The sequence below is a fragment of the uncultured Algibacter sp. genome (assembly GCF_947490405.1).
Classification (GTDB): domain Bacteria; phylum Bacteroidota; class Bacteroidia; order Flavobacteriales; family Flavobacteriaceae; genus Algibacter_B.
Genome location: NZ_CANLGU010000001.1, coordinates 1 through 22,590 on the forward strand (window position 1 = coordinate 1; position 22,590 = coordinate 22,590).

Below are 22,590 nucleotides of genomic sequence, written 5' to 3' on the forward strand. Positions count from 1 at the left end.
TGCGGATTTTCCTCTGGTTCGTTCCATTTTTGTTAAGTTAGTTGCTTAACCACGCAACTATCCTTACACGAACCGTTGTGTTCAATTTAAGACACCGATAGATGAATAGTAGAGAATATTTTTTAGGAAAAGAAGTAGCAAAAGCTGAAAAAAAGTTTTACGAATCAATAAATAATATAAAAGAAAAGTACGCAGACTTTTTAAAAGAAAACAATATTGATTTTGATAATTCTATAAATGTTACGATTGACCAATTTTCAGCCGTTTACAATATAACAAATGAAAAAGTAAAAAGTAAAATGGAAAGTGAAATAGAAACCGCTTATCAAGATGCTTTTTCTGACCTTTTAAATGACCTACCATAAGTAGGTTTGAAAGATTTTATAATAAGTTCTTTTAAATATGTTGGAGATAAAGACATAGTTGTAGGAATGCCATCGACAAGATAATCTATTTGTATATGACCAGATAAATTTACAATAAAAGAGTTGCCTTTCTGATTAATTACTAAATTATTTTTTAATATATCTTGAACGTCTTTTTTACTTTTATAAACATCATCTGATTTTAAATCTGACATAATAAACTGAATAAAAAAACTAAACACAACAAAGGCTATAATTCATTGCTATTACTAGCGTACTTGGAAAAACCTTTGTTAAAATTAACCGTTGCTAACCAACTAAAAACTGTTTCAAACCACGCAACGATATAATAGCCGAAAACGTTGTGTGTAATGTCGACCAAACTACGATGAAGAATAAACTGACCATAATTATTATTTCGATTTTAATAACTGGATGTGTGAATAAAAAAGAAAAATTAGTCGATAAAATATACTCAATCGGATATCCTAAAAATGAAATTGTTGTTTCATTAGAAGACTTTTTCGATGGAAATAATGACCGAGCATCTATCGGACCAAATATTCATATTGACCAACCTTCACCACAGGAATTCTATCAATATTTCTCGGAACTGAAAAAATCTGAAAAGGTAGATGACATCTTAATCCGAATTCAAGATGTTGAGGATTTGGATTGGCCTTTTACAGATACCGTTTATATAATTTCGGAATTATCAACAGAAGAATTAAAATCAAAATTGACTGACCTAAAACCTGACGAAATTTATGACGAATGGATGTACGGAAAACCAATTAATGCACCTGAAATTAAAGATGGATTTTCAATATTTTCAGTATGGTGGGATTAAAAACACTACACACAACAATGTATAACCGCAATTACGGCGGATTCGACTACGTCCGAATCCACTCGGAATTGCGAGCGTCAGTTCTTAATCAAAAAGTATTAACTTTAAATCCGTAACTGACGTTTATACGAGACCGTTCTACACCATTTGACAACACAATGAAAATTTTTAGTAAAAACAATAATCCAGAACACGAAAATCGATTAAGACTTCAAAAATTAGTCGATAATGCAAAGAAATCTGATATTCCAACTGGTTGGAAAAAAGAAACATTTGCTGTTGGAGGATTAAGCGAAATTGGATTTTCAAAAAATCATCCTGAATTGCTACTAATTGTTTCAAGTCAAGGTCGAGGAATTATAGATTGTTCGAAATTTGAATTGACCGAAAGAGATAATAATACCGATTTTGATTGGTTTAATTCTTATGAACTTTGGTCTATGGGAATTGGAAAACTTGCGAATGAAAAAATAACTATAAGCGGATTGTGTGGAGGCGGATTACCACTCTTGAATCAATATGGAGATGGAATTCAATATATGGCAACCGAATGGCCAATAATCGATTTAATATTTGAACCGAATTTTAAAAGCATTTACAAAGAAGATGACGGAAAAGATTGCTTTAGAATTTTTCACGATTATGAATTAAGAACTTTCGGATTTTCTCACAATGGAGATTATTTTGTTACTGCGACAAGTAGTGAAATAAATGTATATCGAAAAGAAAAAACGGTGTAGAACAATGTGTATAATTCATTGCTAGTTTTAGCCTACTTACGAAAGTCCTCGCGGACTTTCTATCTGTGATTTATTTGCTAACTTTAGTGCTTAAACACGCAACGAAATCATACACTAGACCGTTGTATGTAATTACCAATCTGACCGCAAATGTTGCAATTCAACAAAAATCTTAATAAAGGAAAAAAACAACTGATTGGTAGATTTAAGTTACCATTTTCATTAAATGGAGCATTGGAAAACAATCCAAAATGGGTTGACGAAAAGGAAACTGAAAAAGTAGAGAATCTAATCGGATATTTATTCACTAATTACCTTCGTGAAGTAGAAAAAAGAAAAGTACTATACTATTCACCAAATAAAAAAGACGACCATAAAAATCCCGATTTATTAATCCATTTAGATGGTAAAATAAATGGAATACAAGTTACTCAATTTGTTCTACGTGAATACTTATCGAGATTTAATCAAGCAAAACGAATCTGTGAAAAACTATCTGGATTTATAAGCGATATTTACAAACCACCAATCAAAATAAACATTCAAATTGGCACACCTTGGGATAGCGACGAAGTTCCGAAAGCACCAATAAAAAAGTATAAAAAATTAGCAAAGGTAATTGCGGATAAAGTTTCCGAAAATATTGAAAAACTAACTTCAAAGAACGAGTATCTGAATTTTTACTTGAACAATACAGAATTTAAAGATATTGCGGAAGGTTTTAATCTTTATCCAGTACCAAATGGAAATAAATCAAACTTTTTTGGAGACAACAACATTTATATCGACTATGGCTTTGATAATGTTTTAATCTTTGAAGAAGATGTCAAAGAAACTGCTGATAAAATTTATAATGCTAAAAACGAAGGAAATTCTGAAATTCTTATAATTTGGGGAGATGAAAGACAATTTATGAAAACTGAAAAGCATATAATTAAGGCTTTAACGGAAAGATTTAAAGACACAACTTTTGAATTAGTATACTTTATGACTTTTGTGAATTTTTTAGATATTCAAGATAGAGTTATAAGTGTGAATAGAATAAAATAACTACATACAACAACGTGTATAGCTCATTGCGGCTGAATTCCTAATCGGAATTCATTGCAATTTGCTATCTTTCGGTCACGGCGGAAAATCATAGCTGATTTTCCGCAACGAGCCATACACAAGACCGTTGTAAAACATTTGAATGAAAACCTGGACAACCAAAGATTTACTATATAAAACGTTTGAATTTAAAGGAATGGTTCCTAATTCGAATGAATGGAATGAAAGTTCTCTGAAATGGAATCAACCAAGATTAATACGCTTTAGGAGATTAAATGCATTATTGAAAGCATTTAAATTAACTCGAACAGAAAAACAAAAAAATAATATTTGGACAATGTTAAGTGGAAAGAAAAAGGTTAAGGAAAGCGAATTAACAAAGAATGAAATTGAACCTTTTTTACGTGGAGACTTTATCCATAAAAGAGAAACCGTAGAATATCCAAGAATTCAAGAATTGATTGAAAAAGAAAAATCATTTGAATCGGATTCTTTTAATAAGTCAAGAGATATTTATTCATTCTATCACCATTTAATGAAGTATAGAATGGAAATTGAGAAAGTTCTTCGACATAATAGTGGCGTTTTGGAAGCAAGTAGTTTAGGTTTTAGGTCTGCAATTTCCCTGACAGCTGAATTGAATAATGACTTGTATAAAAAAGTAGAAAAAATAGACGAGTTATTATTTGAAATAATTAATCCGAATGGACTCACATTTGACGAAGAAACTTTGATTAAAGAATATGGTTTTCCAAAAGAAGATTTGGATGCTATTGATATGGATAATTATTAAAAAACGTTTTACAACAATGGCTATAAGTAATTGCTTGTTCTCGCCTACTTCTGAAAATCCTCGCGGATTTTCAGTTTGGTGTGTATTTGCAAAGTTAATCGCTAAACCACGCAACTACTCATAGCCGAGACCGTTGGTGTTCATTACTCACTCGAACTCAAAAAACGGAATCTTCTCCCCCTTTTTGAAAAATAAATTGTGTGAATTTACTCGAGTTGCTGAACAGTCTCTCATTGAAAATTTAATATTTTCAATATTAAATTTTCTTTCTTTTTTAACTTTAGAAACTTGAATTCTCACTCATACTTTGAATAAAATTAGACTGAAAATTAGAAATGTAATTAACTGAAATTGGAATAATAAAACGTCGTAAAACTCACTCTAGAGTTGAATTTATTCTTACTCTTGTGCTGAAAAAATAGTCAAAAAAGGAAAATTATAGAGTTTTTATAGTAAATTTGAATGAACAAAAAAATTGAATAAAACGAAACACCAACAATGTGTATAAAAAATTATTGCTTTATGCTTTTTTAAAGTTTAGGCTTGTTTATTAACTTCTAATTTTCCGTTGGAAAATTAGCCCAGAATTAACAATAACTTTTAATACACGAAGCCGTTGGCAAACATTTTAGCGTAATAGCAATTTAAGGGCTTTCACCCAATGTTGTTATTATTTACAAAAGAACATTACGCTGAAATTCAAAACCGAATCTGAAAAAAATTACGTTGGAATTTTTCACTCATATTAAATCTCAGGTATGAATTTAGGCTTGCGCAACTTCTGTTCCTTACTTCGAAAATTTAGCTTTCCTCAACTTTAGGTTGAATATTTAGTATTGTAATCTCTAATTCAAACATAAAAATAATCTATTTTATTATACTATATGTAAAGTATTATGTACTTTTGTATAAAAATAATAGAATATGAAAATACATATACTACCAAATTGGTGTAAAAAACTTGGATTAATTCTTTTCATCATTGCCTCTTTATTTAATGGAAGTTTAAACTTTATTAATAATTCAATTAATAAATATAAAATGAATGGAATTAATACTTCCGAATTAGGAACTGAATCTGATAATGGAATTTTAGGACTTTTAAACGCCTTTTCTGGCGGAGGATTAAATTATGGAATTGATTTTGTTGCGATAATAGCAATGTTAATCTATATGATTTCGAAAGAAATAGTGGAAGACGATTACATAGACAAATTACGACTAGAATCTTTTCAGCTAACTTTTATAATTGGATTATTAGTTACAATTTTTATGTACATTTTAGCCAAAGATTTAAAACTGACTTTAGATTATTTTATATTTCCATTGCTTTGGTCTTACATAATAATATTCTTTATCAAAAGAAAAGTGTATTTATGAAAAATCTCGTAAAAGTAGAAAGAGCTAGACATAACTTAACACAAGCAGATTTAGCGAAAGAAATAAATGTCTCTCGACAAACTATTCACGCAATAGAAAAAAACAAATTTAATCCATCCGTTACTTTAGCAATCAGAATGGCACGTTTTTTCAAAGTCACAGTTGAATATTTATTTGATATTGAAGAAGAATAAACTCAATTGAATTAAAAAAACGATTTGCCAACACCGTATATAATTTATTGCTGGCTTCTTGCCTACTTGCGAAAGTCCTCGCGGACTTTCTTTGTCCGTAATTATTTACTAAATTAGTTGCTTGAAACACGCAACAAACCATATACCAACACGTTGTGCTTCATTGCGGAACGCACTCAAAACGGAAACAAGCAATTTAAGAATATCTGACTTTTGACAAATTTCACGCTGAATAAATTACGCTGATTTCTCACTCAAAAGCGCAATAAAAATCGCATCTGAATTTTAGCAAGTTTGTAGAATCGGAATTTAAAAACGAAAAACTGAACAGATTGCGGAATTTAGCAAGTTGCGGAATTGCTCACTCAAACGGAATTGAAAAATATTGCGGAATATAAAGCTGACTGAATTCACTCAAACGCTAAAAAAAAGAAATAGCAACTGAATTCAAACTGAAAGAAAAAACAACGAAAGCACAACAATGTATAAAAATAATTACTAGTTTAGTGCTCAACCAAAGGTCGTTGCTTATTTGTCACTTCTGATTTTCCTGCGGAAAATCCTCGCACACAAACACGCAACTATTCTTACACGAAACCGTTGTGCATAATATCCGAAATCACGAGAATGAAGAAAATAACGACTATAATTTTGACTTTAATAAGTCTGACGAGTTTCGCTCAAAGTATTGAAACGATTACCGAAAAAATATCAGACAAAATCTGTGAATGTATGAGTGACGAGTTAAAAGAATACTCCGAAATAAAGCCTGAATTTAATAGATGTTATGACAAGGAATTTAATTTCATCTTTAACATTGTTGACTCAACTGAACATAAAATATTAGTTCAAAAAGGAGCTTTAGAAAAAGTAAAAAAAGGAATCATACCAAAGTTAAATGAAACGTGCGAAAAAATCAGAAAGCTAATCAAAACTGACGTAGAAAATTCGGCTGACCCCACAACTAAAAACCCTTGTCCAACAAATTTTGAGAGTAAAGACTTAAAAAAAATTAAAAAGCGAAATGGAGAAATAGTTGCCTTTAATGGATTAGTCACAAAAGTTCACACCACACATAATGACAAACCTTACTATCAAGTCAAATTAGAAGGCGGAAAAACCATTTGGATAGCTTCATTAGTGAAAAGCGGATATGAAAAAGAAGGAAAAATATTAAGACTGTTGGGATATGTTTCAAAAGTTAGAAATGACGAAATAGTAAAAAAATATAATAAATCGGAGTTTCACATTCTTGCTTTTTGTGTTATTGAAATGGAAACTAAACAAATGGCAATGCTTCCAGGTTCAGAACTTCAAATCAAGGAATGGATGAATGGGAAAATCCCAAAAGGAGAAAAATAAAAATACTATGCACAACAATGGCTATAAGTAATTGCTTGTTCTCGCCTACTTCTGAAAATCCTCGCGGATTTTCTATTCGGTTTGTATTTGCTAAATTAGTTGCTAAAACCACGCAACTAATCTTATACAAACACGTTGTGTTATTAAAAACCGAGCTCAATGAATAAATTTATTGCCTTAATATTGATTTTAATTATTGCTCCAATATTAGGCGGAATTTATGGAATATTACACGACCAAATCACCTACTCTATTTCAAATGAATATTACACGAAATTTAAGTTTATTCAATTTGGACTTGAAAATTGGGGATTAGGACAAAATAATGGAACAGAAACAAATCCTGAAATTCTACTCGAAAACCCAAGATTCGGAGCAAGTATTGTTGGAACTTTAGCAACTTGGTGGGTTGGAATGATTATTGGAATAATTCTTGGCTTAGTTGGACTTATTCATAAAACCGGAAAGAAAATGTTTAAGACAACATTGAAAGCGTTTCTTCTGACAACTGGAATTACATTATTAACTGGAATAATTGGACTTGGGTACGGAAAACTATTTTTGACAGAAAATCGACCTAACTGGTATTTACCTGAAAATCTAATTGATTATGATAGTTTTATTATGGTAGGTTCGATGCATAATTTTAGTTATTTGGGCGGATTAATTGGTTTGATAATTGGAATAATCTATAGCGTGAAACAAAGAAAAAATAACGCCACACAATACGGTGTATAAAACATAGCTAATAAGTGCTTAACCGAAAGGTTTTGTATATTTAAAAAGTCCGCCAAATCTTCAATTTGGCTTTTAAAAAAGAAAAATTAAAAACAAAATATAAAAATTCGGCTCTGTGGTAATCCGAAAAGTTAGTGTCTTTTTGCACGCTACGTTCCATACACAGGTCCGTTGTGGCAAATTTGAAAATCGAACTATTTGAGGAAATTTATTTACATATTTTTAACATTTATAACTTTTAGTAAATCTTTTTCGCAAGAATTATTGGGACAAAAAAACACAATTGAAATAACTCAAAATTGGTTTTTTGAACGCTCTGAATTTAAAAAAATCGAAAGAAAAGAAATTAAGGTTTTTGATAAAAAAGGTAGATTAGTCAAAGATATTGAATTTGGATTTCATCATAATGTCAATTTGAAATTAGTTGGGAATATAAGAAGCTATGAATATCAAAAGAACAAACTGGCTTCTGAAAAAACCTACGAAAGCGGAACAGATTTTAAAAACAATCAAATCCAATTTTACTGGAATTATTTCTATGAAAATTCTCGGAAAATAAAAACAGTTAGCAATCACTCTAATTGTGAATACAAATACGACGAAAAAAACAGACTAAAAGAATGTGTAATATCTAATTGGAATTCGGAAATAAAAAGATTTTCTTTAAAATACAACAGCGATAATCAAATTACAGAAAAAACTCAATTTTACGGAGATAATATTAAAAATTGGACATCGACATACACTAAAAAAGAAGATACCTTAGTTTCAAAACAGTATTTATTTAATCATCCAAAAGAAAAAGATACTACCATAACAACTGTCAAAGAAGTTTTTAAAAATAATAGATTAATCTTTAGTGAAAGTAATGATTTTGGAATATGTAAAAGAAGATACATCTATGATGACAAAAGACAATTAGTTTCTGTTTTTACTAAAGTTTTTGATGAAACTGAAAAGGAACTAAAAACCGAACTGACTTATTTTATTAACGGTATAATTAAGCAAATCAGAAAGTATGAGCTTGAAAACAAGAATTGGGTTTTAAAACAACGGACTGACATTGAAATAAATGGAAAAGCATCTATTTTAAACAAAAAAGAAACAAAAAAAGTAAACGAAATATTAATTAACCGAGAAAAAAACTGGCTACAACAATGGCTATAAGTAATTGCTTGTTCTCGCCTACTTCTGAAAATCCTCGCGGATTTTCAGTTTGGTGTGTACTTGCTAAGTTAAGTGCTAAACTACGCAACTAACCATACACGAACACGTTGTGCGTCATTTGAGAAAATCTAAATGCTAAAGATATTTAAGAAAAATTTGAACTCTGAACATGAGGAAAGACTAATGAAATCTTTCCCTGAAAAACTGCATCCAGATTTAAAAGAAGTGCTAAAAATCTTACCATTTGAAAATAATAAAGTGAAATTATGTGACGGTACAATTCACCAAGTTGACAACCTGATTCACGAAAACGAATTGAATTTAATACTTGACAATGAAAGTCTGATAATACCATATAGACTTTACTTTGACGAACCCAATCATGATTTAGAAATAACTCTGACAGATAAACAAAAGGATATCTTAAATTGTATTTATTTGAGACATCATAACGGACATTTAAGAGAAAAAAGACTGAATTTATTATCACAAAATTCGGAAAAATGGACAATTCCATTCGTTATTCAATTAATTGGAGAATACGTTTATGAATTACTACCAATCATTGACAAAAAAATAAACGAAAGCACATTGGACTTTTACGCTGAATTTAGAGATGAAAATCCAAAATATTGGCAACAAACTGAAAGCAGAATGATAAGTTATTGGAATGAATACTACAGATATAAATTTCCGAAACTAAAAGAATATTTAGGATTTGAGATTATAAACCGAATAAAAAAACGAACACACAACAATGGCTATAATTAATACGAGTTTAGGTCTTTAATTCAAAGTTTAGTGTATTTTTATAGAGTTCGCCAAATCTTTTTGATTTGGCTTTAAAATGAAAAATTAAAACAAAATAAAAAGTTTCGGCTAAGTGATTAATGGGAAGTTAGTCACTTATTAATTCCCGTACTAATAATAGCCGAAGCCGTTAGCCACAATAATGAAAAAACTGCTTCACATCATACTTGGATTATTCATAACAGGATGTTCTTCGCAACCAAAAGTTTTGACTGAGACTAAATACACAAAGAAGTACATAAAGGTTATGGAGAAGAAGTATCCGACCGTAAACTATCAAATTATTGAACCGTTAGTACTCAAAGCTACTTATGGAGAAGATGGTGAAGTAACTCATTATTTAGACAACTCATATCGCGAATACAAACTTGACCCAAAAGACATTGATGAAGTCATAGAAAGATATGCCAACGCTTCTGGAGATGTTTACAACAAAAACAAAGAAATCAACATCAATAGAATTGTTCCAATCATTAAACCAAGTGACTATTTTGAACAATTGAAAACTCTCGGAAATTCAGTAAAGGATTACAAAGTCCCAGAATTAATTTGGGAACCTTACAATGAGGATTTGATTATAGTTTACGCAGAGGATAGAGAAGAAAGTATTAATTATTTCAACCAAGAGGAATTTGAAAAACTTGAAATCTCAAGAGATTCTCTTTTGGAATTTTCTATAGACAATTTAAACAGCGTTGTACCGAAAATTGAGAAAGTTGGTGAAAATGGGAATTTCGGATTGATTGCAGGTGGAGATTATGAAGTAAGTCTATTACTAATGACTGATATTTGGACTAAAGAGAACTTTGATGTTAACGGAGAAATTGTAATCGCAATTCCCAATCGTGATTTAGTTTTCATCACTGGCTCAAATGACAAAGAAGCAATTGAAAAACTAAAAGGGACTGTCAAAGAAAGTTTTGAAACTGGAAATCATTCTATTTCGACCAATTTTTATAAGTGGAATGGAAAAAAATTTGAAAAAATATAAAATTACTGTGGCTAACAATAGCTATAATTCATTGTGGTCTTGTGCCACACCAAAATAAAAGTATAAATCAAAGGCTGATTTCTCAGCGGAATCATATACATCAACGTTGGTATGTAATTGCCTGCAGCACGTAGAATCGCGTTTTGCAAACGCTCCCTTTCTACTAATTACATACCGTCGCCCACAGTTAATTACACCTTACCAAATTCATCGTATATTTGGACAAGTCTACAACACGACACACGAAACTATACACATCTGCGTGTATAACAATAAGATGTAATTATGGCAATAACTATAACATGAAACAAATTCTATACATACTTTTAATATTGACAATGTTGAGCAAAGTATCTTATGCTTATGCACAAGATAGATTTGAGTTAGACGGATATGTAAAAGGCTATGAAGGAACAGTTAAGTTAATTCTAAACTTTATTAAACCAACCCACGAAGTGGATATGGAGAATGAGAAAGTATTGGAAATGGTGGATGGTAAGTTTAGACTTGAAGGACAACTAAAAGAACCTTTATTTATATCTATTCGAATACGACCAGAAATAATTGAAGAAACTGACTATAAAAATTTTGAATCTGCATTTATCTGGATTGACAATAAAAAAATGACTTTAAATGGTGAGAAGGGTAATTTTAAGTACTCCAACGTAACTGGATATCAAAGACAAGATGAACATGAAAAAAATCAGATTTATATAAGGAATATGCTCGAAAACCATCAGTATACTATAGACTCACTTTCAAAAATTAAGTCTAATGAATCAACTAGTGAACTGAAACAATTGAAATCGGTCTCAAAAGTTTATCTGCAAAATAAATATCGATTGGAGCATAGTTATCAAAAACCAAATTCTTTTATTTCTGTATATAACTATTCTTGGTATACAAAATGGTTGCCAGAAATGGTGCCAAAATCTAACGCGATTGAGTTCTATAATTCTTTGAACAATAATTTAAAAAATAATACTTACGGAAAACAAATTAAGTATTACATAGAAAATGTCGCGGTGAACAAAAAACTAAAGGTTGGAGATCGCCCTTACGATTTTAGTTTAAAAGATATGACAGGTAACACCATAAGCCTGAATAATTTCGAAGGAAAAATAATATTGCTTGATTTTTGGGCTTCATCTTGTGGCCCTTGCCGGAGAGAGCATAAAAATTATGAACAGCTTTACCGTGAATTTAGCAAAAAAGGGTTTGAAATACTTTCTATAAGTCAAGACAGAAGCAGGGAACGGTGGCAAAAAGCCATGATAAAGGATAACATGAACTGGCCATCAGTCTGGGATAAGACCAAGGAAATATCTACTTACACTTATTTAGTATCAGCAATACCTCAAAATTATTTGATTGATAAAAATGGTACCATAATAGGAGAGAATCTAAAAGGAAATGATTTAAAAAATGCTTTGACAAAAATTTTTAAATAGAAATAAGAGATATAATATGATGTATAAATAATAGTGGTTTAGTATTAAACTGAAAAGTAGCGAGTGGAAATTCGCTACTACTCATGAGTAAACCGTTGTATACCGCCTAAGAAAAACTGAATGAAAATTGAACATATTGCAATTTGGACTTTAAATTTGGAGAAAATGAAAAATTTTTATCTTGAGTTTTTCGACTTAAAATCAAATGAAAAATATTATAATCCAAAGAAAAAATTTAGTTCGTATTTTTTGAAATTTGAAAAAGGAGCTCGAATAGAGTTAATGCATAGACCTGATATTTCTGAATTTATTGAAAAGTCGGAATCAAAATTGGGGATAACTCATTTTGCCATATCTGTTGGCTCTAAAGAAAGGGTTGATTCGATTACAGAATTAATCAAAAAAAATGGATTTAGGATAGTTGGAGAACCTAGAACAACTGGAGATGGATATTATGAAAGCGTAATCGCTGACCCAGAAGGAAATTTGATAGAAATAACAGAATAAAAATAATATACAACAATGTGCAGCAGTTATTCCAAACCGAGGATTAACACATATTAACCTGTAAATGAAAGTTATATATTACCATACATTTGAAAAAACTAAAACAGAGTATGATTAAAGGACTTTATGAAACCCATTTACATGTTGAAAATTTAGAAAATTCAATCAAGTTTTATAGTAAAGTTCTTGGACTAAAGCAATGCCGTTTTGGAGCAGAACGAAGAACTGCCTTTTTCTGGATAGGAAAAGATAAACAGGCGATGCTTGGATTATGGGAGAAACCTAAAGAAGAAATTGATTTACGCCATTTTGCTTTTGAATGTGATCCTGAATGGGTTATAAATGAATCTATAAACTTTTTAAAATCTCACGACTTAAACTATTGGAACTTTCTACAGGAGAACAATGAAAAGCCAATGGTTTTTTGTTGGATGCCAGCAGTATCCATATATTTTAGTGACCCAGATGGACATTATCTTGAATTTATCGGAATTTTACCTGGAAAGACTAAAGAAAATGATGAAAAACGAGTTGTTACTTATGAGCAATGGCTAGAAATACGCAATGAATAAAAACACCATATAACAATATTATTCCATTCGGAATTTCCAAAGGAAATTCTTCTGGCTCATTTTCTATTTACTAACTTAGCGCTAACCAACCTAACTAACTGTAACACGGATAACTTACCATCGATTGAAAAAACTCAATAAAAATTTAAACTGAATCAAATGAAAAACATAAAACACATATTAATTCTGACTTCGGTACTATTGACCTCTTTATTTTCATCGTCTCTTTTTTCTCAAGAAAATGAATTTATTAAAGAATATTTGGAGCGTCTAGAAAATTCAAAAAAGTATTTAATTCTCGTAGCGGAAACTATGCCAGAAGATAAATATGATTTTAAAGCAACACCAGAATCTATGAGTTTTGCAGAAAATTTAATGCATATTGGTTGGGCAATGGATTGGCACAGTGAATCTCTTATGGGAGGACGTAAATCTAGAGATTGGAATACCGACACAGAACTTAAAGTAGACAATAAATCAAAAAAAGAAATGATTGATACAATCGACAAGACATTTGACAAAACAATAGAATTTATTTCAAATTTTGATAAACATAAACTTAAGGATAGACTTGACTATTTTGGGTCGGATAGGACCAAAAGACAGGTTTTATTGTTACTTGCAGACCACATAACGCACCACAGAGGGCAGATGCTTGTCTATATGCGACTAAACGGATTAAAGCCACCTAGATATGTTTTATACCAATAACGTAAACAGAATCAAAACAACGAAATGGCAGCATTATAAATATAAGATGGTAGTTTGATTTTTATACCAATAAAGTTGCTTTGATTGCTTACATAAAATTTTTATCCCGAAAAATCCTCGCTCGTAAACATGTAAATTTCTATATACATAAACATTGTGCTTTATTAAAACCAACTCTAATCCTTAATAAAATTCTTTAGAAAAATAAGACAAAAATTACTTTCGTAAAGTTGAACTAAAAAGTATTTTATATATGCATTAGGCGAAATAATTCTTGTGATTATTGGAATGAAAACCTAAAAACCAAGAAGTTTGAATAGCAAAAGCAAAACATAGCGCTGAAATAAAACCAAGCTTAAAAATATGCCTGCGTTAGGGATTGAACGGCATGTTGGAGCTCCTCGCAGAGAGCGACTAGTGAAATATTTATATTCACGAATTCATTAATTTAAAATATTAATCAATGAGTAAAGTCCGACCCTTGTGGTAACGCCCAAAAGACTAAAGACTAGTTTCTTAATTAAATTTTAAACGTCATAACAGGCAGTGTGGAATGGTTTGCCACGTCTTCACCTATGCTTCCTTGAAAAAAATGCGCAAGCCCTTTTCTTCCATGGGTTGGTACCACAATAAGGTCTGCGCCAATTTTATTTGCTGTGTTTAAAACTCCTTCTTCTACCGTATAATCACATACATATTGTACGTCTTTCATTTTATCTAGATTGCGCTCAGCTTTGGTGAAAAAATTAACTGCTTTTTTCTCTAGGTCTAGAGAGCTAAGAAATTTATCATTAGGAAGATTAACATGTATTATGTATAGTTTTGTATTTGTATTTTTAAACATGTTTACAGCATTTAAATAAGGTTTTATGGCCTCCTCTGAAAAATCGCAAGCAAATGCTACAACATCAAAATTAACATCAGAAACATCATTTTTTACTACCAATACTGGGATGTTAGCATTCCTTACCACGCGCTCAGTATTTGACCCAACAAAAAACTCTGCAAGACCATTGGTACCATGAGAACCCATTACAATTAAATCTGCGTTATGTTGAAGCGCTACATCGTTTACCTCACTAAATACTTTAAAATGTTTAATAATTGGTGTGAGTTTTACGTCTTCTAAATAATCTTTATCTAAAAATTTCTCAAAACGTTGTTCTGCTAATTGAAGAAAAAATGCCGCTTTTTGATTTTGTAGCCCATCTGAAGCTGATAGCATAATATCTGACATTTCTAGCATGTGTAAGGCCAACAACTCTGCATCATATTTTTTTGCGAGTTTAGCAGCGGTTCTTAAAGCATATTCTGAGTGCTCAGAAAAATCTACAGGTATAATAATTTTTTTCATGATTCTTTTTTTTAATATTCCCGATGTCTCGGGAATGACAAATTCAACGGTTACATCGATTCTAAAAATCGTTGGTTCTCTTTAGATTCCCGCTTTCGCGAGAAAGACATTTTTGGTAGTTTCTTCAATACTTTGTATCGAAGCGCTTCTCTATTATTAAATAGTCATAGAAAACAACTGAGTATTAGGCTGTTTTCTCTGTAATAACACATCAAACGCCATACATATATTTCTAATAAATGGTTGACCCTTTTTTGTTACTTCTATAGTATTTACATGGATATGAAGTAACCCATCTTTTTCCATTTCTTTCAACTTAATTAGTGCATTTGGCAACTCCTTAAAATAGAGATAATCCTTTGTCCAGGTTGTTTTAAATTGGCACATTAAGTTGAGGATATGCTTACGTATAATTAAATCTTCTTTATTTAAAATGTGTCCTCTGTACACGGGGATAGTATTAGATTGCAACTGACTGTAATAGCTTTTAATATCTTTTGCATTCTGAGCAAATCCGTACCAACTATCGCTAATGGATGACACTCCTAAACCAATCAAAGCCTTTGTTTTTGAAGCGGTATACCCCATAAAGTTGCGGTGTAATTTGCCATTAACCATAGACTGATAAAGGTTATCTGTTGTTAATGCAAAATGATCCATTCCAATTTCGCTGTATCCAACTTCTGCTAGCAATGTTTTACCTATCTCGTACTGCTTTCTTTTTAATTCTGCTGTAGGTAAATCAGAATCATTAAACCCACGTTGACCATTACCTTTTATCCATGGTACATGAGCATAACTATAAAATGCTAACCGGTCTGGTAATAATTCTTTTGTTTTAAAAATGGTTTCTTTTACATGCGCTAGGGTTTGAAATGGTAACCCGAAAATAATATCATGCCCTACAGAGGTGTACCCTATTTCTCTGGCTAGTTTTGTAGCTTTCTTAACATTTTCAAAAGGTTGAATTCTATGAATCGCTTTTTGTACCCTTAGATTATAGTCTTGCACGCCATAACTCACACGCCTAAAACCTACCTCAAATAAAGCCTCCAAGTGCTCTCGCGTGGTATTATTTGGATGCCCTTCAAAACTAAACTCATATTCTACTGCCAATTCTGCATCTTTTAGAATTTCAAGAATAAGGTGTTTTAAATTATCTGGACTGAAAAATGTGGGAGTTCCACCTCCAAGATGTAATTCTTTTATAATAGGTTTTTCATCAAATAACTCTAAATATAGTTGCCACTCTTTTAAAACCGCTTTAATATATGGCAACTCTACTGTGTGTTGCTTTGTTATGCGTTTATTGCATCCACAAAATGTGCAAAGACTTTCACAAAAAGGTAAATGGATGTATAAACTTATACCTTCTTCTGAGTTACTTTCTTTAAAAGATTTCACCAAAGTGGTTTTCCATTTTTCTAAAGAAAACGTATCTTGATTCCAATACGGAACTGTTGGATAACTCGTATAACGAGGTCCTGCAATATTGTATTTATTGACTATTGATTTTAACATACCTAACAATTATGATTCAAAATTAAAGGAATATGCTGCTAAAAAATATGATATATGTCATAGCTAAGACTTGCAATTTGTTTAATTAAGTCTTAACTTTCGAATAAATAAAAATTCTTGAATAATGAAAAAAATCACTTTCCTTTTAATGGCTTTAGTCTTAAGTATTACATCTTGTAAAAACGAAAAAAAAGAGCCTAAATCAGCAGAAATTGAAACTCCAGAAGTAGTGGAAGTAGCTCCTAAAAAAGTTAAAATAGCTTTAAGTGCCAAAAGTGATAGTGACGTAAGCGGTAATGTAGTTTTTAAAGAAACTGAAGGTGAAGTAAGTATGACTGCCATTATAAGTGGCTTAACTGCAGGACAGCACGCCATACATATTCATGCCTCTTCTGATTGTTCTTCTCCTGATGGAAAATCTGCAGGTGGGCATTGGAACCCAACATCACAACCTCATGGTAAATGGGGCGCAGAAACTGGCTACCATAAAGGAGATATAGGCAATTTTACTGCTGATGAAAAAGGTAATGGTACCATCTCGTTTACTACAGACGAGTGGTGTATTGGTTGTGGCGACGACACAAAAGATATTCTAGGAAAAGCTGTTATTGTTCATGCTGGTGAAGATGATTTAACATCGCAACCTTCAGGAGCTGCGGGCGCACGTGTAAGTTGTGCTGGCATCATTCAGTAAAAATGTCCATTTAATATTTAAATCTTTTTTTAATCCTTTGAATGGATATAGACGTTCTTGTAGAAAAATTTAAGCAGAAAGACGAAAAGGCTTTTGAAAAACTATACAATATGTATAGCGATAGCATGCATGGTGTGATTTTCAATATTGTAAGAGATCATGATATTGCTGAAGAAGTTATGCAAGACGTTTTTATTAAAGCATGGCATAAAGCAGATAGCTATTCCTCAAAAAAAGGTCGCTTTTTTACCTGGATTTTAAATATTTCAAGAAATGCCGCTATAGACAAAACTCGCTCTAAAGCGTTTAAAAACTCGAAACAAAACCTCAACTCTGATTTTTTCGTAGATATAATTGAAAGCAGTGACCGTTTATATGACACAACTGATGCTATTGGTATAAAGAAATTTGTAGGTAAACTTGCTGAAAAATGTAAACAAGTTATTGAACTTCTTTACTTCAAGGGCTATACACAAAGTGAAGCATCTGAAGCTCTTGATATGCCAATTGGAACTATAAAAACAAGAAATAGAAATTGTATTCAAGAACTTAGAAATATGGTATTGAATTAACAAATGGACATTAAAGCATACATAGAATCTGGAATTTTAGAGCTATACGTAGCTGGTACACTTTCTGAAAAAGAAAATGAAGAGGTGTATGCGCTTATGCAAAAACATCCTGAAATATTACAAGAAGTTTTAGAAATTGAAGCAGCAATTGTTAAACTTACAGCTTCTACGTCTCAACGAGACAACAACCATATTTTAAAGCATATAAAGCAATCTTTAGGTTTTAAAGATGACGATGCAAAAGTTATTTCGATAGCTAAATCTAAATACAACTGGGTTACTTATGCAGGTTGGGCGGCTTCTATTGTTTTGGGTGTAGGTTTATTATGGACTGTTAATCAAAACAAACAGTTACAATCTGATATTCAAGTTGCAAAAACTCGGCAGTCTCTACTAGAAACGCAAATTGAAAACTCTAAAAACAGCTTGCAAGATGCTAATGTGCTAATTAGTGTTTTACGTGATGATAATATTACCAAAATACCTCTAGCAGGTCAAGGAAATTTTGCTGAGACCTATGCTAAAGTATATTGGGATAAAAATTCAAATCGTATTTTTTTAGATGCACAAGGCTTACCTGAGCCGCCAGAGGGTAAAGTTTACCAGGTATGGTCTTTAACATTAAGCCCGCTTACTCCAACTAGTTTAGGGACTATTGATAGCTTTACTACTGATGCTAATAAAATCTTCGAAATAGAAAATGCAAATGAGAGTGAAGCATTTGGTATTACTCTAGAACCAGCAGGCGGAAGTGAATCTCCAACTATGGAGCAATTATATACTTTGGGTGTTGTAAGCACGAGTTAATAAATTGGTTTTATTAAATACAATGAAACAGCTAATTACTTATTTAATTATTGGTTTATTTTTCAATAACTGTATTAATACTAGTAAAAAAACAGCTTTAAATCTAAACCAGAAAAACGAAATAATTTGTAATCAAAATGGTTGTGAGGGAACTTATGAAGGCCCTGAGTTTATTTATGGTGATGATATCGCTCATCAGTTCTCAAACAAAATGTCTCGCAAAGTTGGTGATAAATTAAAAGCGCTTTATAAAGCAGATGATTTCAAAAAAGTAGATTTCTCAAAAATAAGTATGTATACAATTGGGATGGGTTCAGGAGAAGTTACATACAAGCTATCAATTCCTTTTGTTAGTGTTGAAAATAAGTGTGAAGCATACACATCATTCGATCATGTTGGTGGTTGGAATCATAGCCCAGAACTATTAAGACGTAAACAAGCTTTAAGTGCTGCTTTAATGGAAGGGCATAAATTGGACATAAGTGATTTAAAAACCACTCCTGAAGGTTTGCAAGAGTATTGGATACAATGGAAAAACAAAGATGTTCAAGCAGATTGCAAATAATAAAAACGCAAAGCCCTAATGAAATTTATTATTCTATTTTCATTTTATCTAATAACTCAAACACCTATGACTCTATTCGATTTCAATTCTAAAAGTGATATTTCCAATTGGCGCACAGTTGATGATGTGGTTATGGGCGGACGCTCTAACGGAAATTTTAAAATTAATGATGCTGGTTATGGTTTATTCTACGGTGAAGTCTCATTAGAAAATAACGGTGGATTTTCGATGGTACAATATCATTTTGAAACGAAAAAAGTTAATACGTTTTCGAAAGTTTGTATAAGATTAAAAGGAGATGGCAAATCATATCAGTTTAGAGTGAAAACCAATACTTCAGATAACCACTCATATGTTACACCTTTTAATACTTCTGGAGATTGGGAGACTATCGAAATTCCTTTTAAAACCTTATCGCCTGCTTTTAGAGGTCGCAAATTAAATATACCGAATTACGATGGTAGCCAAATGGAGATGCTTGCTTTTTTAATTGGAAACAAAAAAGCGGAATCTTTTAGTCTGGAAATTGATTCTATAATTTTAAAATAACTAAAGTGCACTAATAATATCGTACTTCGTTATAATTTGATAGTTATCTTTTGAAAGCTTAACTAAAACTGCGTTATTTTCTTTATTGAATAATTTTGATATCTCTTCTATAGGCATATGTTTATCTACCACAGGAAAGGGCTTATGCATTACATCTTTAATTGGTAAATCTGAAATGTCTTTGTTTTCGATGTACTTTCTTAACAAATCAGCTTCATCAATTGCCCCTACAAATCCTGTAGAATCTTCTACGGGTATTTGAGATATTTTGTAGGCTTTCATGCGCTCTATAGCATGAGATACTAACTCTTCAGTTTTTACTGTTACTAAAGGCTTTTCTGTATTATTAGCAACAAGGTCTGCTGCAGAAGTAATCTCATCTTCTATAAAACCTCGTTCTCGCATCCACTCATCATTAAACATTTTACCTACGTAACGGCTTCCATGGTCGTGAAAAAGTACCACGACTACATCTTCCTTTTTAAAATGTTGTCGCAATTGAAGGATACCTTTTACTGCTGCTCCTGCAGAATTTCCTAAAAACATACCTTCTTCTTTGGCTAATTTTTGGGTATAAATAGCGGCATCTTTATCGGTTACTTTTGTAAAACCGTCAATAATACTAAAGTCTACATTTTTTGGTAAAATATCTTCACCTATACCTTCCGTAATGTATGGATAAATTTCGTTTTCATCAAACTCGCCTGTTTCATGGTACTTTTTAAAAACTGAACCATAGGTGTCTATTCCCCAAACTTTAATATTGGGGTTTTGCTCTTTTAAATACTTACCAACTCCTGAAATGGTACCGCCTGTGCCAACTCCCACTATAAAGTGTGTAATTTTACCATCGGTCTGTTTCCAAATTTCTGGTCCTGTACTTTCATAATGTGCTAGCGCGTTACTGGGGTTATCATATTGATTGACATACCAAGAATTTGGTGTTTCCTCAGCTAATCTTTTGGAGGTTGAGTAATAGGATTTAGGATCTTCAGGTTCTACATTGGTTGGACATACAATAACTTTACTACCAACGGCACGCAGGATATCCATTTTTTCTTTGCTTTGTTTATCGCTAATAACACATATCATTTTATAGCCTTTTACTATAGCTGCTAAGGCTAAACCCATACCTGTGTTTCCTGAGGTTCCTTCTATTATAGTGCCTCCTGGTTTTAATCGTCCATCAGCCTCTGCATCTTCAATCATTTTTAGTGCCATTCTATCCTTTGTGGAGTTCCCTGGGTTGAAGGTTTCATACTTAGCTAGAACCAAGCACGGTAAATCTTTTGTTAGTATATTAAGTTTTACTAACGGTGTGTTTCCTATTGTTTCTAGTATGTTTTTGGCGTATTCCATAGTTTCCTTTATCGTACTAACCAAAAATACTAAAAAGCTAGCAGGTATATGTTAATTTGTTAGCTGATGTGTGCGTTAGTCCCGATAGCTATCGGGAGTAGAGAAAATCCTTTTTAAAGTTAACAAGAACTATATTAACTATTAAACAGATATTAAACAGATAGTTACGTCGTTAGCTCCTCTCTATGACAATTTAAAAAGATTGCAACGTAAAGCCCGACCCCTTGTGGATAACGCCCTAAAAAACTAATTGAACCTAATGGCCTTTACAGGAGAAATTTTTGTGATGATATAAGAGGGCACCAAAAGCATGAGTAAGCATAAAATAAGTGTACCAATGTTTAACGCGATGATGTAACTGAGACTGATATAAACGGGTGCCTCGGTAACGTAATATACGCTTGGGTCTAGCGGGAATAATTTGAAATATTTTTGTGCAAACAATAGCCCTAAACCTATAAGGTTACCCCAGAATAACCCCAATAAAATAAGGTATGATGCGTTATACAAGAAGAGTTTACGGATGCTCCAATTACTACTTCCTAGGGTTTTTAAAACGCCTATCATGGTGGTGCGTTCTAGAATTAAAACCAGTAGTGCAGTTATCATATTTATACCTGCCACTAGTATCATGATGCCAATAATACCGTAGATGTTTTTGTCAAAAATTTTAATCCATTCGAAGATTGAATAATAACGATCTGTTATGGTTTGAGAATCTAATAATGATGGAAGGTTTTGATGGATTTTATTTCCTGTTTCTTCAAGATTGTTGTAGTTATTAATAAATACTTCGAAATGCCCAACCTCATCTTTTTTCCATCTATTGATTCGCTGTAAATGCTTTATATCGCCGATGATATATTGTGCATCCAAATCTTGAAAACCTGAATTATAAATGCCTACAACTTGATATGTAATAATATTGGGGAGTTTTTCTGGGTCGTCTTTTGCAAATACCATTTGAAACTTATCTCCTACTTCAAAATTGAGGCGATTGGCTAGATATTTTGAGATTAAAACATCTTCATTACGTTTTTGTGTGTAATCTGGCAGCTTACCCGAAATTAAGAATTCTTTAAAATAATTCCAGTTATAATCTGCTCCGACGCCTTTAAGGTAAACGCCTTCAAAATCAGTTTCAGTGCGTATAACCCCGAATTTAGAAGCTACCCCTTGTATATAATTTACTCCTTCTACAGCTTTAAAATCTGGATAAAAATCTTGATGTTTTGAAATTGGTAAAACACTTTCTTGGGAGTTATTATTATCGTAATTTGTAATAGTTATATGCCCATTAAATGCTACAACTTTATCTCGTATTTTTTGCTGTAATCCAATACCTGTTGCTATGGCAATCATCATAACAATAATTCCTATAGCAATTGCTGCGATACCAATTTTTATTATTGGTGCCGATATGCTACTTTTATACGCTTTACTACCAATAATGCGTTTAGCTATAAAAAACTCGTAATTCAAAAGCTA

The 22,590-nt window shown here is 31.7% G+C and carries 25 protein-coding genes; 21 read left to right on the forward strand and 4 right to left on the reverse strand.

Going from position 1 to position 22,590, the window contains the following annotated elements; all coding sequences use genetic code 11:
- Positions 1-101 precede the first annotated feature (101 nt).
- The 16 genes from Q0772_RS00005 (at position 102) to Q0772_RS00080 (ending at position 13,681) form a co-directional block, all read left to right on the forward strand.
- Entirely contained in the window at positions 102-365 is a 264-nt protein-coding gene (locus Q0772_RS00005) for a hypothetical protein (protein ID WP_298338396.1), read from the forward strand.
- 364 nt (positions 366-729) lie between these two features.
- On the forward strand, positions 730-1,215 hold the full coding sequence (locus Q0772_RS00010; RefSeq protein ID WP_298338399.1) for a hypothetical protein: 486 nt from the start codon (positions 730-732) through the stop codon (positions 1,213-1,215).
- Positions 1,216-1,373: 158 nt separating this feature from the next.
- Positions 1,374-1,955, forward strand: coding sequence for a hypothetical protein (locus tag Q0772_RS00015; RefSeq protein WP_298338401.1), 582 nt, complete (start codon positions 1,374-1,376; stop codon positions 1,953-1,955).
- A 150-nt stretch (positions 1,956-2,105) separates the two neighbouring features.
- A complete protein-coding gene (locus Q0772_RS00020; RefSeq protein ID WP_298338404.1) occupies positions 2,106-3,005 on the forward strand; it encodes a hypothetical protein in 900 nt (299 codons plus the stop codon).
- Positions 3,006-3,147: 142 nt separating this feature from the next.
- Positions 3,148-3,798 carry a hypothetical protein gene (locus Q0772_RS00025; RefSeq protein WP_298338406.1) on the forward strand — a complete coding sequence of 217 codons (651 nt, stop codon included), beginning with the start codon at positions 3,148-3,150 and terminating at the stop codon, positions 3,796-3,798.
- Positions 3,799-4,722: 924 nt separating this feature from the next.
- Complete coding sequence (locus Q0772_RS00030; RefSeq protein WP_298338411.1) at positions 4,723-5,178, forward strand: hypothetical protein; 456 nt, start codon at positions 4,723-4,725, stop codon at positions 5,176-5,178.
- Positions 5,175-5,372, forward strand: coding sequence for a helix-turn-helix transcriptional regulator (locus Q0772_RS00035; protein WP_298338414.1), 198 nt, complete (start codon positions 5,175-5,177; stop codon positions 5,370-5,372). The genes Q0772_RS00030 and Q0772_RS00035 overlap by 4 nt, the downstream gene beginning before the upstream one ends.
- A gap of 627 nt (positions 5,373-5,999) precedes the next feature.
- Positions 6,000-6,734, forward strand: a complete 735-nt coding sequence (locus Q0772_RS00040) for a hypothetical protein (protein ID WP_298338417.1) — start codon at positions 6,000-6,002, stop codon at positions 6,732-6,734.
- A 159-nt stretch (positions 6,735-6,893) separates the two neighbouring features.
- Positions 6,894-7,472 (forward strand): hypothetical protein, encoded by a 579-nt coding sequence (locus Q0772_RS00045; protein WP_298338423.1) that lies wholly within the window; start codon positions 6,894-6,896, stop codon positions 7,470-7,472.
- A gap of 198 nt (positions 7,473-7,670) precedes the next feature.
- The gene (locus Q0772_RS00050; RefSeq protein ID WP_298338428.1) at positions 7,671-8,639 is read left to right on the forward strand and encodes a hypothetical protein; all 969 of its coding nucleotides are present in this window, start codon (positions 7,671-7,673) and stop codon (positions 8,637-8,639) included.
- A gap of 156 nt (positions 8,640-8,795) precedes the next feature.
- Positions 8,796-9,410 carry a hypothetical protein gene (locus Q0772_RS00055; RefSeq protein ID WP_298338431.1) on the forward strand — a complete coding sequence of 205 codons (615 nt, stop codon included), beginning with the start codon at positions 8,796-8,798 and terminating at the stop codon, positions 9,408-9,410.
- 247 nt (positions 9,411-9,657) lie between these two features.
- Positions 9,658-10,440: a DUF1444 family protein gene (locus Q0772_RS00060; RefSeq protein WP_298338434.1), complete on the forward strand. Its 783-nt coding sequence runs from the start codon at positions 9,658-9,660 to the stop codon at positions 10,438-10,440.
- Positions 10,441-10,742: 302 nt separating this feature from the next.
- Positions 10,743-11,891 (forward strand): TlpA disulfide reductase family protein, encoded by a 1,149-nt coding sequence (locus Q0772_RS00065; protein ID WP_298338437.1) that lies wholly within the window; start codon positions 10,743-10,745, stop codon positions 11,889-11,891.
- 120 nt (positions 11,892-12,011) lie between these two features.
- Positions 12,012-12,398, forward strand: coding sequence for a VOC family protein (locus Q0772_RS00070; RefSeq protein WP_298338439.1), 387 nt, complete (start codon positions 12,012-12,014; stop codon positions 12,396-12,398).
- 110 nt (positions 12,399-12,508) lie between these two features.
- Positions 12,509-12,970: a VOC family protein gene (locus tag Q0772_RS00075; protein WP_298338441.1), complete on the forward strand. Its 462-nt coding sequence runs from the start codon at positions 12,509-12,511 to the stop codon at positions 12,968-12,970.
- 159 nt (positions 12,971-13,129) lie between these two features.
- The gene (locus tag Q0772_RS00080; RefSeq protein ID WP_298338444.1) at positions 13,130-13,681 is read left to right on the forward strand and encodes a DinB family protein; all 552 of its coding nucleotides are present in this window, start codon (positions 13,130-13,132) and stop codon (positions 13,679-13,681) included.
- A gap of 520 nt (positions 13,682-14,201) precedes the next feature.
- On the opposite strand, the gene Q0772_RS00085 is transcribed toward Q0772_RS00080, so the two are convergent.
- Positions 14,202-15,035 carry a universal stress protein gene (locus tag Q0772_RS00085; protein ID WP_298338447.1) on the reverse strand — a complete coding sequence of 278 codons (834 nt, stop codon included), beginning with the start codon at positions 15,033-15,035 and terminating at the stop codon, positions 14,202-14,204.
- Positions 15,036-15,191: 156 nt separating this feature from the next.
- A complete protein-coding gene (gene hemN / locus Q0772_RS00090) occupies positions 15,192-16,556 on the reverse strand; it encodes an oxygen-independent coproporphyrinogen III oxidase (RefSeq protein WP_298338450.1) in 1,365 nt (454 codons plus the stop codon).
- Between the two features lie 124 nt (positions 16,557-16,680).
- Here hemN and Q0772_RS00095 point away from each other — a divergent pair, with 124 nt between their 5' ends.
- From Q0772_RS00095 to Q0772_RS00115, 5 genes are read left to right on the forward strand one after another with little or no spacing between them, the layout of a single operon-like run.
- On the forward strand, positions 16,681-17,250 hold the full coding sequence (locus Q0772_RS00095; protein ID WP_298338453.1) for a superoxide dismutase family protein: 570 nt from the start codon (positions 16,681-16,683) through the stop codon (positions 17,248-17,250).
- A 41-nt stretch (positions 17,251-17,291) separates the two neighbouring features.
- Positions 17,292-17,822, forward strand: a complete 531-nt coding sequence (locus Q0772_RS00100; protein WP_298338455.1) for a sigma-70 family RNA polymerase sigma factor — start codon at positions 17,292-17,294, stop codon at positions 17,820-17,822.
- Positions 17,823-17,825: 3 nt separating this feature from the next.
- Entirely contained in the window at positions 17,826-18,629 is an 804-nt protein-coding gene (locus Q0772_RS00105) for an anti-sigma factor (protein ID WP_298338457.1), read from the forward strand.
- A 22-nt stretch (positions 18,630-18,651) separates the two neighbouring features.
- Positions 18,652-19,194 (forward strand): hypothetical protein, encoded by a 543-nt coding sequence (locus tag Q0772_RS00110; RefSeq protein ID WP_298338460.1) that lies wholly within the window; start codon positions 18,652-18,654, stop codon positions 19,192-19,194.
- 18 nt (positions 19,195-19,212) lie between these two features.
- The gene (locus Q0772_RS00115) at positions 19,213-19,743 is read left to right on the forward strand and encodes a CIA30 family protein (protein WP_298338463.1); all 531 of its coding nucleotides are present in this window, start codon (positions 19,213-19,215) and stop codon (positions 19,741-19,743) included.
- Here the strand turns inward: Q0772_RS00115 and Q0772_RS00120 are convergent, their stop codons facing one another.
- Together Q0772_RS00120 and Q0772_RS00125 are read right to left on the reverse strand one after the other, a co-directional pair.
- Positions 19,744-21,102 carry a pyridoxal-phosphate dependent enzyme gene (locus tag Q0772_RS00120; protein WP_298338466.1) on the reverse strand — a complete coding sequence of 453 codons (1,359 nt, stop codon included), beginning with the start codon at positions 21,100-21,102 and terminating at the stop codon, positions 19,744-19,746.
- 246 nt (positions 21,103-21,348) lie between these two features.
- On the reverse strand, positions 21,349-22,584 hold the full coding sequence (locus tag Q0772_RS00125) for an FtsX-like permease family protein (protein ID WP_298338468.1): 1,236 nt from the start codon (positions 22,582-22,584) through the stop codon (positions 21,349-21,351).
- Positions 22,585-22,590 lie beyond the last annotated feature (6 nt).